We start from the raw sequence: 15,925 nt of genomic DNA on the forward strand, positions 1-15,925 counted from the left end.
GTTATCCGTTGTTTACGGCCGCGGCTTGCGCTCTCTGGATTTTGCGGGCTATCGCTTCCGGACTGCCGCCCGACAGCAGCTCCTGAATGCCGTTGTTCACGACTTCCGCGGCGGCCGAGCTCAGCGATATGTCGTACACCGGATGGATTTGCAGACCGGCGATCAATTGATTGAGTTCGATAAACAAAGGATGCGCGATAGCCGGATCAGGCTCGATATTGTAGCTGACGAGCGTGCTGCTATCGAGCGTCGCCTTCTGTCCCTCGGGTCCGGATAAGGCGTACAGAAGGTCGAGCGCGGCTTCCTTCTTCGCTCCGGTCAGCTTCTTATTGACGCCAAGCCCCGTGCCGACGACGCCGGACGTCGATCTCGCTTCGCCTTTGCCCCCTTCGATCGGCGGCAAGATCGTGACATGCGTATGATCGAGCACCTCTTTCGGCGCGTTGTTCACGATATTGGATACGGCCCAGCCGCCATTAATGAACATGGCCGCTTTTCCGTCGATGTACAGCTGCATCATCTGATTGTCGTCGATGCTGTTAAAGCCCGTTTGAAAGGCATGAGCTTGCGCCAACTGCTGTATTCTCGAAAGCGCATCGATGAACACGGGGTCCTCGAAGGACGCTCCCGTTTGATTAACGGCATTAAGGAACCATTCCGTACCGGTCACCCGGTTCGCGATCGTGCTGAAAATGGTCGATTGGGCCACCCAATTGGCTTTGTTGCCGAGCGCGATCGGAATGATCCCGTGGCGATTGAACGCTTCGACGGCCGTCAGCAGTTCATCCCATGTCGTCGGCACTTTGAGCGCATAACGGTCGAATAGCTCCTGGTTATAGTAAATAAGCGAAGTAGGCGCCAGGTTCATCGGCACCGTATAGATGCGGCCGTCTACCGTAAAGTCGTCGAAGGCGTGCGGGATGAAGCCGTTCTTCCATTCCGGGCGGCTGTTCAGGAAATCGTCGATCGGCTGGATCAAATCTCCGCGCACGAAATCGCCGGTCATCGCATAAGGCCACATGACGAACAAGTCCGGCATCTCGTCCGCCGCAGCGAGCGTGCGGATTTTGGATTTGAGGCCGTCCGTCGCCAGGCCCGCTTCCTCAAGAACGACGTTCGGGTGCGACCTTCTGAATTCATCCATAATCCGGCGGTAGGCGATGGCCTTGCCGTCTTGGATCGTCCAGTTATGCATGATCGTCAACGTGATTCGGTCATCCGATTTGTCCAAGGCTTCCGTCTCGCTGATCCGCGGCCCGATTCCGCAGCCGGTTACCGTCGCGGCGAGCAGAAGCATGGCGAGGAATGCAATTCCGACCGTTCTCATCCGCGACCCTCCCGTTTCCCTCTCTCAATCCTTTGTCTCTAGCATAAACTATTTTTACCTCAACTTGGTAGATTGACTTTATCCAAAGACGGAGAGACGCCTGTTTCCGGATCGAAACCAGGCGCTCCCCTTATCGGATGGATAGATTATTTCGTTTTGGCCGCGATATCCTGACCGAGCTTGTTCAGCTTATCGTACGCGTCCTCTATGCTCGTTTTGCCGAACATGACGCCTTCCATCGTCGCTTTGTAAGTGTCCACCCATTCCGTGTAACCGGCAGCGATCGGATAGAACGGCAGCGCTTTGTCTACGGAGATATCGTAAACTTTCTTGCCGAGTTTATCCTTCTGCTCGAGCGTAGGCTCCAGCGCCTTGTAGATCTCGGGATTGATCGGAATACCGCGCGTCAATCCGAGCGCTTCGCCGGCTTGTGGGTCCGTGATGAACCATTCGACGAACGCTTTGGCTTGATCCTTGTACTTCGAATGCGTGCTGACGGACAGGAAGATCGTAGACTGCGCCCATCCGCCGCCGGCGGAACCGACCGGAATATTAACGACGTCGACTTTGCCCGGCATCAGTTGTTCAAGCGCTCCGACGGAACCCGTCGTTGCGCCGCGAGTCATCACGACGCCGGAGGCCATTGGATCCCCCGCCGGATCGTTCTCCAGGAATGCCGTCTGCTGATCGGCCGGAGGAACGGCCTTCGCCGCTCTAAGATCGGCTAGCGCGCTATGGTATTTGACGAACAGATCCTTGTCGAAGTTAAACGTCTTGCCTCCGTCCGTCATGAGCGGTTTACCGCCGTTGCCGGTCTGATACCACTGATACCAGTCCCACAGGTTGGACGTATCGTTGACGGCGTACTTGCCTTCGGGGAGCTTCGCTTTCGCGCTCTTGCCCCATTCGAAGTACTGGTCCCACGTCCAATCCTTCTGCGGAAGATCGACGCCGGCAGCTTCCAGCTCCGCTTTGTTGAAAGCGACGCCCTGCGCGTTCTGGCTGAGCGGAATGCCGTAAAGCTTGCCGTCGATCTTCAGGTTCTCGACCACCGCTGGATCTACGAGACCGGTCAGATCGATATCGGACAAGTCTTCGAGCAGTCCTTTGGACACGTATTCTTGGATATACGCGGCGTCCATCTGCAGCACGTCCGTCATCGACTTGGACGCGGCTAGCGTCGGCAGCTTCTGCCAGAAAGCATCCCATGCGAGATATTCAGGCTTGAATTTCGCGCCGGGGTGTTGCTGGGAGTAAATATCGAGCGCTTTGAGCGTCGCTTCATGGCGGGCGTCAGGCCCCCACCACATGATGCTGAGCTCCACGGGCTTGGCGTCTGCGGAAGGCGATGCGGATTCGCTTGCCTTAGGCGTGCTGCTAGAGGCTGGCGCGGAGCTTTCGCTCGCCTTGTTATTGTTGTTGTTGCCTCCGCATGCGCTCAATACAACCATCAGGGCGATCGACAGGATGCCTAAACCTTTGAACCGAATTCGTTTCATTGTTTTCTTTTCCCCTTTCGCTAATGGACAATCGTACGACGCTAACCTTTGATGCCTGTAGTTGCAATCCCCTCGACGAAATGTTTCTGCGCGAGGAAGAATATGACCGCTGACGGCAGGACGGACAGAAGCGCCATGGCGAGCATCTGACCCCATTGAACCTCGAACTGATCGATGTACATCCGCAACGCTAGACCGACGGTGAATTTATCGACCGAGCTCAAGTACAGAACTTGCGAGAAGAAGTCGTCCCAGCTCCAGATGAAGGTGAATATCGCGACCGTCACGAGAGCGGGTTTAATGAGCGGAAAGATGATTCTTAGGAAAATACCGTACACCGACGCTCCGTCGATCGTTGCCGCTTCGTCCAAATCCTTCGGTATGCCGCGAATGAATTGGACTAACAGGAAGATGAAGAATGCGCCTCCGCCGAAAAAGTGCGGCAGGATGAGCGGAACGTAGCTGTCGGTGAATTCGAATCGGTTGAACAAGATATACTGCGGCACGATCGTCACTTGTCCCGGCAGCATCAAAGTCATAAGCAGAATGGAAAACCAGAAGCCCCGAAACTTGAACTTCAGCCGAGCGAAACCGAATGCGACGATCGCGGCCGTCACGACGCCGCCGATTACGTTGCCGACTTCCATGAGCAGCGTGTTGGCGTAGAAATGCGCGAACGTATGCGGCGACGGCGAGAAATCCCAGCCCGCGGAGTAGTTCTCCCAGATCGGCGTGGAAGGCCAGATCGTCGGCAGGTTCATCTCCGGAGCCGTCTTCAAGGATGCTCCCAGCCACCAGATGATCGGATAGACCATGAGCAACGAGAATACGATCAGAGCCAGATGTCGGGACCATCGAGGGCGAAGCGCGTTCATTTCCTTCCCCCTCCATCCGTTTCATAGAACACCCAGAATCTCGATACATAGAAGTTAAGCACCGTAATGAGCGCGACCATCAAAAGCAGCACCCAAGCCAAAGCCGACGCATAGCCCATTTGAAAATGCTTGAACGCTTTCTCGAACAGGAACAAAGCGTACGTATACGTCGCGTGCATCGGTCCGCCTCTCGTTACGATGAGCGCCGCGGTGAACATTTGGAACGATCCGATCACGCCGAGAACGAGGTTGAAGAACATGACCGGCGACAGCATCGGCAGCGTAATGTGATAGAATTTGCGCCAGCGGGCCGCTCCGTCCACCGATGCGGACTCGTACAGCTCCTGCGGAATTTGCTTCAGTCCGGCGAGGAAGATGACCATCGTCGAGCCGAATTGCCAGACGTTCAGAAGAATGAGCGTCCAGAGCGCGCTGTCGGGATCGGATATCCACCCTCGCCCTTCGATGCCGAATACGGCCAGCACTTTGTTGATGTAGCCGTCTACGCCGAACATATTCCGCCACAGGATGGAGACCGCGATGCTGCCCCCGATCAGCGACGGAAAATAAACCATCGTCCGGTACAAGCTCATTCCCTTCATGCTTTTGCTCAGCAGCTGGGCAACCATGAGCGAGAAGAATAGCTTAAGCGGTACGGATACGAGGACGAACGTAAAGGTGACCTTCAGCGACTGAACGAAATCCGCGTCGTCGAAAAACATCCGCTTATAGTTGTCCATGCCCGTCCATACCGGACTTGCGAGCAGCGAGTAATCCGTAAACGACAGATAGAACGATTGGGCGATCGGCCACAGCGTGAGCAGCAGAAACCCGATCAGCCACGGCGAAATGAATAAATAGCCGTGAAGGTTGGATTCGCCGCTTTTGCGACTAATACGGAATAGGGTCCTTCTAGTACTTGTTGTAGCGACTTTGGTATTCATGCATCGCGCTCCCTCCCTTGCCCTGTTGCGTTATTCCTGTACTAACTATACGGGCGCCCGGTCCGGGGCGAACAGGTGACAAATCAAGTGCGTAGGGGGGAAGAAATCAAGATTTGTTTCGATTTACAGGAAGGAAAAAGCTAAAATCATTGTCATCAATTAACTTGCTTCGAGAGGATGCGACCATGATTAACATGAACGTGAAAGGCGAAGTGGTGTTCAGAGCTTCGTGTTTGTATATCGAGGATTTTGCAGGCGAGTTCGCGGTGATCGGCGATCGAATGGCCAACGGCACCATACGTTACGGCATGATCGACACTATACTTGGATTCCAAAGGTAATTGGGCAATCAAACCGCAGTTCAAACATGCCGGCGATTTCCATGACGGGTTAGACTGGGTTATGGTTGCTCGATACTTCCATTATGCCAAGACTATAAGCTACAGAACTTACAACGGATTTCCGTCTCACCTGCATGGAGTACCGTTAGTTATCACAATATCGTCATTTATCTACTGAATAACTGCGCTGAATACATTTCATTATCGCCGAAACCATCGGAACTCTCCTTTTCCACCAAATAACTGCATTTCGTACCGTTCACAGGTCAAGGTGGGTCCCATCCATTGGAATGCCTGTATTTCATGCAGTTAGTGCCGAGCGATGACGCTGCGTTGGCATTCGGACTTTTTTCACTCTAACCTTTATGTCGCCGGTGATCCGGGAAGAAAAACCAGCAATCTCAATAGTTAATGGAGTTAAATAATCTATGAGCTCATATAAAAAACTGCACCTCCGATCGGTTAGAAAGAGTCTAACCTTCGGGGTGCAGTTGAACGATCAGAACGAGAATCCGGAGTCGAACGAGCCTCCGCTTCCCGCGGGAACTTCTTCCTGCCATTCGTCGGTCCGTTGCGGACCGTTCGAACCGCCGGTAAGGGTCTCCAAGCTTGCGCCGGGGTTGTCCGCGGCTTGTTCGAGCAACGCAAGCAGCGCGTCGGCCATTTGTTTGACGGTGTCTTTCCGGAACAGACGACTGCGGTATTCGAGTACCAATCGCAGGTCGCCGTCCCTTTCCTCCGCTTGCAGAACCAAATCCGTCTTCGCTGCCATTACCGGCCACTCCAGCGTTTCCCAGCCGATCTCTCCGCCTCCTGAACGCGGTTGCTCGAAATTGTTCATAACGAACATCGTGTCGAACAACGGGTGTCGGGTGGCGTCCCAACGGATTCGGTTTTGCTCGTCGAGCCTTTCGATCAGCTCGTCCATCGGCAACCATGAATGGTCGAACGCCTCAAGCAAGCTTCCCTTCACTTCCGCGAGCCAGCTCTCGAAGGAACGCGAACGTTCCGGCCGGTTGCGAATCGCGAACGTCTGTAACAGTAATCCGGCCGTTCGGTCCAGGTCCGGATGAGAGCGTCCGGCTGCGGGCACGCCCGTAACGACGTCCTCGGCTCCCGACCAGTAGCCTAGCAATGCCTGGTAGGCGGCGAGGAGCGCCATCGAGAGCGTGGCGCCGGATCGTCGGGCAAGCTGCCCGATCCGCTCCGTCATCTCCTTAGGGACTTGGAACACGTATTGACCGGCTTCATCCCGCGCCTGCGGATCGGCAAGCACCGCCCGCTCTTCATCAACGGGCAATTCAAGCGCCGGCACGCCGTCCGAGAATCGGTTCAACCAATAGCGGAATTGCCGTTCCTTCTCATCGCCCGCCGACCGGTCCGCCAACCATTCGCTGTAATCTTTGAATTGCGCCGGGATTGCTGGCAACGTCTGTCCGTCGTACAAGGCGGCGAGGTCGGAAATCAGGATCGCGTTCGTCATTCCGTCCGATATGAGATGGTGGATATCGAACAGGAACAGATGCCGGTCCTCCGATAGCGGAACGATCGCCGTGCGGAATAACGGCGGCAACGCCAGGTCGAACGGCTTCAGCCAGCGGCAAGCCGCCTGCGCCTCGTCGGCATCGTCGTTCGCGAAGAACGCCGCCGGTTCGATCCGCTCGAATACGATATCCACCTGGTCGTGGATGCGTTGAACCATTCGTCCCTCCGCTTGGCCGAACGAAGTCCGAAGCGCCTCGTGGCGTTCCGTCAGCAGCAGCAAGGCGGATTGAAGCCGTCGTTCGTCAAGTTTGCCGTTAATGACGAGAATCGCGGGCATGTGGTAAGACAATGTGCCGGGATTGCGCCTTTCGTGAACGAGCATTTGCTTCTGCGTCGAGGAGACGGGATAATGCGGTTTCACTGGCGCCGGAGGGATCGGCTCGTGCGCGGCTTGCGCCGTCCCGGCTGTCAGAAGCACGGCTAACTGCGCAACCGTAGGATGCGTGAAGAAGTCCTTCAACGGCAGCCGCGCGCCGAACTCCGTCTCGATGCGAGCGGCCAACGCGGCCGCTTTGAGCGAGTGGCCGCCGAGCTCGAAGAAGTCGTCGTTCGCGCCGATCCGCTCTCGTTGCAACAGCTCCGCCCACAACGCGGCCAGCTTGCGCTCCGTCTCGCTTTCGGGCGCGGCATAGGCCGTTCCGGTTTCCATCGTCCCTTCCGGCTCCGGCAACGCCTTGCGGTCGGCTTTCCCGCTTGCCGTCAGCGGCATCGCTTCAAGCTGAGCGAACGCCGCCGGGATCATGTAATCCGGCAACCGCTCGGCGCAATGCCGTCTGAGCTCTCCGCTCGTCAAGGCGCGGTCCGCCACCACGTAACCGCAAATCCGCTTGCCTCCCGAGCCGTCGTCCCGCACCGCCGCCGCGGCTTCCGATACCGCTTCGTGCAGCAGCAGCGTTCGCTCGATCTCGCCGAGTTCGATCCGATAACCGCGTATTTTCACTTGGTCGTCGATGCGACCGAGATATTGCACTTGCCCGTCTTCCATCCAACGGGCCAGGTCTCCCGTACGGTACATGAGATCGCCGGGGATGAACGGATTCGGTACGAACTTCTCCGCCGTCAGGTCCGGCCGGTTCACGTAGCCCTTGGCTAATTGAACGCCGCCGATGCACAATTCGCCGGGCACCCCGACGGGCTGCGCCAGTCCTTCGGGGCTTACGACGTACAACGACGTGTTGTCGATAGGCTTGCCGATCGGCACGAAATCCAGCGGGCTGTCCGCCTCGCATTCGTGCACCGACACGTCCACCGTCGCTTCCGTCGGGCCGTACAAGTTCACGAGCTTGACGTGCGCCAGTCCGAGCTCCCGCATCAGCGCGTAGAACCGGTCGACGTGGGCGCGCTGAAGCGCTTCGCCGCTGGCGAACACGCGCCGCAGCGATCCGAGTTGCTCCCGCAACCGTTCGCGAGGCTCGGCTTGCGCCGCTTCGAGGAACGCCGCCAGCATCGACGGGACGAAATGCATCGTCGTCGCCCGATGGCGTCCGATCGCCTCGATCAGACGAGACGGGTCTTTCTCCGCGCCCGGTTCAAGGAAAGCGACCGACGCGCCCGCCATCGCCCACCAAAACAGCTCCCACACCGACACGTCGAAGCTGTAAGGCGTCTTCTGCAGGATGACGTCATCCGCTTGCAACGGATACGCCTTCTGCATCCAGTTCAACCGGTTGACGACCGACCGGTGGCGGATCATAACGCCCTTCGGTCGCCCGGTCGAACCGGAGGTGTACAGGATGTAAGCGAGCTGTTCCGCCGATCCCTCGGGCAGCGGCGAATCGGTAATCGTCGTTGCGACGGTTAACGGCATCGATTCGTCCAAGTCGATCGTCAACGCTTCCGGAGCCGCCCGTACGGCGACGTCCAGCCAGCCGTGCTGCGACAGCACGATGCGCAGACCGCAATCCTCCGCCATAAAGCGAAGTCTGTCGGCCGGAAAATCGGGCGGCAGCGGCACGTAAGCTCCTCCGGCTTTTAAAATGCCGAGCATACCGGCGATCATGGCAACCGACCGCTCGGCCATAAGGCCGACCGGCTCTTCAGGAGCAAGGCCCGCCTCCAGCAACCGCCGCGCGATCCGGTCGGCGCGCGCGTCCAACTCGCGGTAAGTCAGTCTCTCGTCCGCGAACGCGGCGGCGAACCGCTCCGGCGTCCGTTCGGATTGCCTGATGAACATCTCCTGAAGCGTAAGCGTATCCGGGTACGACGCTCGCGTATCGTTGAACGACTCCACGACCTGCTGCCGTTCCCCGCCCGTTAGCAGCTCCATCTCGCCCAAGGCAGCGTCCGGCTTCCGAACGACGTCCAGCAGAAGCGTCCGCAACGCATTCGTCCAGTGCCGCATCGTCTTCTCGCCGTAAATCTCGGAAGCGTATTGTACCGTTACGGTAAGTCCTGTATGGTCCTCCACCACGTACAAGCCGATATCGAACTGCGACACTCCGAAATCGAACGCCGCCGGTTCGACTGTAATTCCCGGCGCGGACAGATCGGCATGCGCCATGTTCAGCATCGAGAACATCGCGTCGAACAGCGGGTTACGGGTTAAATCGCGCGTCGGCTGCAGGCGTTCGACCAAATCTTCGAACGGCGCGTCTTGCCGGTCGAGCGCGCCGAGAATTTCTTCCTTGACCGTTTCCAATAAGACCGGGAATGGCTGGTTCGGCGACGCCGATATTCGGATCGGCAGCGCGTTCACGAACACGCCGACCATATTCTCCGTGTCGGGGTTCGTCCTGCCTGCCACCGGCGTCCCGATCACGACTTCCGGCTGCCGGGACAGCTTCGCGAGCCAGGCCGCGTAGGCGGACAGCAGCAGCATGAACAACGTTGCTCCGGTACGTTGCGCCAGACGGTTCAATTCCGAGGTATGCTCCTTGTCCAGATGAAGGACGATTTGCGAACCGGCCGTGGATTTGACGGCGGGACGAGAGGCGTCGCCATGGAGCTCGAGCTTCGGAATCGGCCCCGCAAGCCGCGACATCCACCAGCCTAGTTGCTCCTCGATCCGGGCTTTCTGCTCGGTCGACTGCTGCCAGACGGCATAATCCCGATAGTGGAGCGCAAGCGGCGGCAGCTCTTCTCCGTCGTACAGCCGGATAAAATCGCGAACGAGCACGTTCACCGATACCCCGTCGGCGACAATGTGGTGGATATCGAATACGAGCGTATGCCGTCCTTCCGTCTGACGGAACAGGCCGAGGCGGAACAGCGGCGCATGGCGCAGCTCGAACGGCTTAACGAAGGCGCGTACGGCCTCGTTCAGCGCTTCTCCTTCCGCAACTTCGGCTTCCGTCCAGTCAACGACGGATTCCGGATGAATCCGCTGGCAAGGCTCCCCTTCATGCAACTCGAAGGTCGTGCGCAGCGCCTCGTGCCGCTCCGCGAGCCGGCGGAACGCCTGCCTCATCCTGTCGAGGTCGAGCGCGCCGGTTAGCCGCAGCACCGTCGGGATTTGATAAGCGGTGCCCGCCGGGTCGAATTGCTGCAGGAAATACATCCGGCGCTGCGCCGGAGATACCGGGTACAGCTCGGCCTCCGGCGCTCTCGGAATCAGGACGGCGTTCGCGTTTCCGGTCTCTCCCCGTCCGGCTAACAGCTCCGCCATATGGGAAAGACGAGGATGGTCGAACAAATCGATCAGCGTTACCCGTACGCCGAAAGTCCGCGCGATATGGGAGACGAGCGTTGCAGCCTGCAAAGAATCTCCGCCGGCATCGAAGAAATGATCGTTGCGCCCGTACGGTCCGCCGCCCAGTATCCGCTCCCACAGTCCTGACAGCGCGTTCTCCGTCTCTCCGACGGGAGCGGCGTAAGGCAAACCCGTCCCTGCGGCTCTGGACTCTTGCCATTCGACTGCAAGGTCCGCGATATCCGTAGCGTCGGGATATCGTAGCGGCAGCAGGTAAGCGCCATGCGCCAACGACTCTTCGCGGACGGACGGGAGCACCCAGCGATAAGGTTCCTGCGCGTCCGCAGCTTCGTCTTTATCCGCCGTCCATGCGTGCGGCGAAAACCAAGAGAGACCTTCCCGTTCCGTCTTCGTCGCAGCCGTCTCCTCAAGCGCTTCTTCCGCGGCAAGTCGAACGCCTTCGACGTATTCGACGTGCGCGGGTACTTCCTCCACGCGCGAGATCGGAACGGCGAACGTTACGTCCCGGTTTTCCGCAGGCGTCTCCCCCGTTACCGGCATCCAACCGGTATCCGCGAGAAATTGCTCGAACGGTTTGTTTTTGGCGGTTCGGCGGAACTCCGCCCGCAACTCCGCGAATTCGTTCTCCTGCGCGCAACGCTTCAATCCGGCCAATACGGCCTGCTCCACCCCTCGTCCCAACACGCGGCAGCTAAGCAAGAACGAATGGATCGCGAGGGCTGAACCGCGCGCTTCCGCGGCGATGTATCCGATCCTGCCGTACTCGCCGTATCGATCGGCTGCTTCTACGATCCATTGCCGCGATCGGCCTTCTTGCATCATCCGCTTGATCTCGGCCTCCGAATGGCGGACGCCGTTCAGGTTGAATTGGTTCGTCCGGGCCGTCAACTGCGCCGCCCGTTCCGTTTCGTCCGGCATCAGCGGACGCAGGCTTACTTTGAGTTCGAGGCTGCGCAAATAATCGCCAAGTTCATCTCCCGAGCGGGCGTCGGCTTGCCTCCGCCTTTCAGCCGTATAACCGTCCGCCCTTCTGCGGTCCTCGTCCGTGACCCGGAAGCGGTCCCAAGCCCACACATGCGCCAGGAACGATTGAATCTCCGCTTCCTCCGGGAGTTTCAACGTCAACGCTTCCGGACATTCGGCCATCATCGCCAGGCATTCCGCGGCGTTGTCGTCAATGAACATGAAGCTGTCCGCGCCTAGGTTCAGCTCTTCCGCCAATTCGCGAACGTTGCCGGGTTTCGGGTTCCAATTCACGCGCCAGGCGGCGAAATGTTCTTGGCGCAGCACCATGCCGGAATTGCGTTCGAACGTTTCCCACAGGTCGGCCTCGTTGTTTTTGCTGCAGAGGGCGAGCAGGAATCCTTCGGCCCGTTTGCGCAGCAGGAGTCGCTGCAATTCTTCGAAAGGAGCGCTGACGACGACGCCCGTCGGTCCGTCTTCTCCGCATACGCCGCGCCACAGCGTGTTATCCGCGTCGACGGCGATCACCTTGAACGGGTGACCGTGCCAACCGATCAAGGCGCGGGCGATTTCCGTTCCGACGGCGGCGTAATAATTTTCCGTATACGGGATGCGTCCCGTCTCGAAAGCGATTGGATCTTCTACTGCGCGAACCCGGTAACGAACCGCCGTATCCGCGAAATCCAATAGGTGGACATGCGGAACGCCGGTTAACGAGGCTGTCCACCGTTCGCGAACCCGCCGCGTCGTTTCCTCCGGCATTGCCGCTATAGGCCCATGAACGTCGTAAGGCATCAAAGCGACGAAATGCGGTCCTTGACCGTCTCGGTCACTCAACATTCCTGCCAGACGCTCCAAATCGCCCTCCAATCTAGCAAGAGCGTCCGCCGCGTCTGCGCTTTGCGAAGATAACCAGTCTTCCGGGCGCACGAGGAGGATGGTAGCGGTTGCCGAATCTCTCGGTTCCGTCGCGTTCTCGGTTAGAAACTGAAAAATTTGGTTATACGGCGCGAAAGTCAATTCCGGCGCATAACCGAACTTGGCAAGCCATTGCTTCAGCGGTTTGGCCGCAGGCTCCGCCGTGAACGTGGAAGCGATGCGCACGCTAAGCTTCCGGCCCGAGACCTGCGCTTCCCCGTCGTTCAGCATTCTTCTGCGGGCAAGTTCGGCTTCTTCTCCGGGTTCGAACAGCTCGATCGTTCCGAGCCGCGGATTCCCTTCGCCGCTCACCGCCTCCGCCAACCGCGCGAAATGCGTCGCCATCCGGGCGATCGTCTCTTCCCGGAACAGCGCCGTATCGTATTCGATTACGCCGCGAAGCTCGCCCGACGCTCCGGGGAACAGATCCATTTTCACGTCCAGCGCCGATGTTTCCCGCTCAAGAGGAAGCTCAGCGAACCGCAAACCGTCCGAATCGAACCGCTCGCTGCCCGACGCATGATTGTGGAACACGAGCATCGTGTCGTACAGCGGGTTGCGCGAACGGTTCGAAGCCGCGTTCTTGCCCGCGATCATCTCGTCGAACGGGAACTCGCCGTTGTCATACGCCTGCAGCGTGCGGCTTCCGGTTTCTTCGAGCAGATCCGCGAAAGTGTCCTCTCCCGTCATCCGAATCCGAATAGGGAGAAAATTCATGAACAAGCCGACGACGTCCCGGTACTCCCGCTGCGCCCTCCCGTTCACGAGCGAGCCGACGATAAGCTCCTCTTGGCCGGTATAACGGTGCATAAGCAGGCTATAGAGAGAGAAAAGCACGGTGTGCAGCGACGCCTGCCGTCGCTTGGCCAACTGGTGAAGCTTCTCCGTATTAGCTGCCGATAACGTAAAACGGAATAGCCGGCCTTGCCGCATTTTCGAAGCCGGCCGCGAAAAATCGAGCGGCAGACGAAGCTCCGGCAGCGGTCCGGCGAGCGCGTCTTCCAGCCAGTAGGCGCGCATCCGACGCATCGCTTCGCTCTCCATCCGCTCGCGCTGAAACCGGACGTAATCCCGGTATTCCGCACGTTTGAGCGGCAACGGACGATCGCCGTACAGCGCCGTAAGCTCCTGCAGGAGCAGCGCGAGAGAAGCGCCGTCCGCGATCAAATGATGGGTATCGAGCACGAGCAGATGGCGTTCCGGCGATACGGAAGCTAAGCCGATACGCAACAACGGCAAACGCGTCAAGTCGAACGGCTGGACGAATCCGGCCGCGAACGAATGCCATTCTTCTTCGGAAGAGAGCTGCGCGCGATCCACTTTCAGTTCGGCCCCGGGATGGACGCGTTGAATCGGCTCGCCCTCCTCCGACCACTCGAACGTTGTCCTCAAGCTTTCGTGCCGACCGGCGAGGCTTGCGAAAGCGGCCTGCAATCGATCCGCGTCCAGCGGACCATCTACCGTATAGGCAAGCGTCATGTGATGATGAACGTCTGCGCACGGCTGTTGCGCGGCCAAGTATAACCGGACTTGGGACCGGGACAGCGCAAAGACGGTGTCCGGTGCGGATCGCGCGTCCGCGACCGGCTCGAGCGGATTCGCATGGGCAATCGAACTATCGATATAGTCGGCCAGAGCGGCTACCGTCGGATACCGGATCAGCTCCGCGACGCCGACCTCGAAGTCGAACCGAGCGCTTAGCAAACCCGAGATTTGCAGTCCCAGGATCGAGTCTCCGCCCATCTCGTAATAATGGTCGTTAACGCCGATCGACTTTAATCCGAGCACGCGCCCCCAGACTTCGGCAACGGAGCGCTCGGTATCGCTATACGCGGCGTCTTCCCTTCCGCTTAGGGACACGGACGACGAGGATTCGCGTTCGCTCGCGGGCTCGCGAGCCGCCAAAGCCCCGGCGTATTTGTCCGGTATTCGGTACAGCGCGGACGCCGGAGACTCTTCGACCCAGCAGCGGATCCGCTCGAACGGGTACGAGGGCAAATGAATGGTTCTGCGGTCCGAATCAGCGTACAGGACCGCCCAATCCAAGCTTCCCCCTTCGACGTATTCGCGGCACAACGTTTCCGGACTCGCGGACCGAAGGCGTTCGATAGACCACGGGTCCCGTTCGCCGCTTCCGGAAATTCGCCCCGCCCACGCGCCGGGCTCCGGATTCCAGACCGTCTGGGTATCGCCGGACGCCGTTGCCTGAAGTCGTTGCTCCAGACGGGCCAGCTTGCCTTGAAGCTCGTCGATCGAGCTCGCCGTTAAGGCCGCCCGATATTCATAATGTCCCCTCCCCGTGTTCGCGGTGTAACAGACGTCGCGCAAGTCCGCCGATCGTCCGTTCGATTGCTCAAGGAACCGCGCGTAGCGTCCGATGAGCGCGCCTAACGCCGCTTCGGTTCTAGCCGATAACGCTAGTACTTCCGTGCGGTATTCTACGTCTTCCCGGTAGGCCGGTTCGGCATGCGGCGCCTCTTCCAGCACCGCATGCACGTTCGTGCCGCTCATTCCGAACGAGCTGACGCCGGCCCTGCGGGGAGCTTCGCCTTCCCGCTCCCACGGGCGCAGCATGTCGCTGACGTAGACCGGGGAATCGACGAACGAAATATCCCGGTTCGGTTCGCGAAAATGCAGCATCGGCGGCACCTGTCCCCGATTCAACGCCATCGCCGCTTTAATCAAGCCGACGAGCCCGGCCGCGGTGTCCAAATGACCGAAATTCGTCTTTAGCGAGCCGACGGCGCAAAATTGCGACCGATCCGTATACCGCCGGAACGCTTGCGTCAATCCGGCAATTTCGATCGGATCCCCCAACTTCGTGCCCGTTCCGTGCGCTTCGACGTAACCGATCGTCCCGGGATCGATCCCGGCGTCTTGCCAAGCGCCCGCGATGACCGCTTCCTGGGCTAGGACGTTCGGAGCGGTAATCCCGACGGAAGCTCCGTCCTGGTTCGTCGCCGTTCCTTTAATCACGGCGTAGATGGCGTCGCGGTCGCGAAGCGCCTGGCCGAGCGGCTTGAGCAATACCGCCGCCGAGCCTTCTCCCCCGCCTGTTCCGTCCGAAGCGTCGTCGAACGTGCGCGCCCGGGAATCGGACGATTCGATGCCGATCCGGATGCCTAAGTCGACAGGCAGCAAGTACGATTTCACGCCCCCGACGATCGCCGTCTCGCATTCCCCGCCCCGAAGCGCTTGCACGGCAAGATGTAAAGCGGCGAGCGACGAGGAACACGCGGTATCGACGGTTATCGCGGGACCTTGCAGGTCGAGCAAATACGAAAGACGGCCGGCGACGATCGAAGACAAATTGCCGGGGATGGCCAGCGACAGCGACGCCGGATCCTTCTCGGCGATCAGCCGCTTGTAATCGTGGAACGCGTCGCCGTTATAACCCAGATAGACCCCCGTCCGGCTTCCGCTCAGTTTACGGCCGCCGTATCCGGCATTTTCGATCGCGCTCCAAGCCGTCTCGAGCCACAGCCGTTGATTCGGATTCATGAGCGCGGCTTCTTTCGGCGACAACCGGAAAAACCGGCAGTCGAATTTATCGATCTCCTCAAAATATGCGCCGTCGTAATACGCGATCGCGCCGTCAGGCAGCTTCGTTCCGGCTAGCAGCGCTTCCGCGTCGGCGCGGCGCGCTTCCGGGAACGGACCGATGGCGTCGCAGCTTTCCGCGATCCTGTCCCAGAACGCGTCGACGTCGTCCGCTTTCGGCAGACGGACCGCCATGCCGATAATCGCGATGTCGCGGTTGGACGTCTCCTCGATTTCGAAGCTGCTACCGGTTTCCGGCGCCGCTTCAAGCTCGGCGCTCCAGTTCTCTTCCTCCCACCATGCGTTGTTTCCCAACGTCATCAT

At 59.2% G+C, this 15,925-nt stretch carries 7 protein-coding genes; 2 read left to right on the forward strand and 5 right to left on the reverse strand.

The features are described from left to right. Position 1: 1 nt before the first annotated feature. The 4 genes from COHPA_RS0102335 to COHPA_RS0102350 form a co-directional block, all read right to left on the reverse strand. Complete coding sequence (locus COHPA_RS0102335) at positions 2 to 1,327, reverse strand: extracellular solute-binding protein (protein WP_027084585.1); 1,326 nt, start codon at positions 1,325 to 1,327, stop codon at positions 2 to 4. Positions 1,328 to 1,473: 146 nt separating this feature from the next. Then, positions 1,474 to 2,826 carry an ABC transporter substrate-binding protein gene (locus COHPA_RS0102340; protein WP_027084586.1) on the reverse strand — a complete coding sequence of 451 codons (1,353 nt, stop codon included), beginning with the start codon at positions 2,824 to 2,826 and terminating at the stop codon, positions 1,474 to 1,476. Positions 2,827 to 2,867: 41 nt separating this feature from the next. Then, complete coding sequence (locus COHPA_RS0102345; RefSeq protein WP_027084587.1) at positions 2,868 to 3,701, reverse strand: carbohydrate ABC transporter permease; 834 nt, start codon at positions 3,699 to 3,701, stop codon at positions 2,868 to 2,870. Further along, complete coding sequence (locus COHPA_RS0102350) at positions 3,698 to 4,645, reverse strand: carbohydrate ABC transporter permease (RefSeq protein ID WP_027084588.1); 948 nt, start codon at positions 4,643 to 4,645, stop codon at positions 3,698 to 3,700. Before COHPA_RS0102350 ends, COHPA_RS0102345 begins: the two co-directional genes overlap by 4 nt. Before the next feature lie 185 nt (positions 4,646 to 4,830). Here COHPA_RS0102350 and COHPA_RS25410 point away from each other — a divergent pair, with 185 nt between their 5' ends. Together COHPA_RS25410 and COHPA_RS26395 are read left to right on the forward strand one after the other, a co-directional pair. Then, entirely contained in the window at positions 4,831 to 4,986 is a 156-nt protein-coding gene (locus COHPA_RS25410; protein WP_156926587.1) for a hypothetical protein, read from the forward strand. Then, positions 4,970 to 5,164 (forward strand): WG repeat-containing protein, encoded by a 195-nt coding sequence (locus tag COHPA_RS26395; RefSeq protein WP_425393674.1) that lies wholly within the window; start codon positions 4,970 to 4,972, stop codon positions 5,162 to 5,164. The genes COHPA_RS25410 and COHPA_RS26395 overlap by 17 nt, the downstream gene beginning before the upstream one ends. Before the next feature lie 321 nt (positions 5,165 to 5,485). On the opposite strand, the gene COHPA_RS0102360 is transcribed toward COHPA_RS26395, so the two are convergent. After that, entirely contained in the window at positions 5,486 to 15,916 is a 10,431-nt protein-coding gene (locus COHPA_RS0102360; RefSeq protein ID WP_027084589.1) for a non-ribosomal peptide synthetase, read from the reverse strand. Positions 15,917 to 15,925 lie beyond the last annotated feature (9 nt).

The organism is Cohnella panacarvi Gsoil 349, assembly GCF_000515335.1.
GTDB classification, from domain to species: Bacteria; Bacillota; Bacilli; order Paenibacillales; family Paenibacillaceae; genus Cohnella; species Cohnella panacarvi.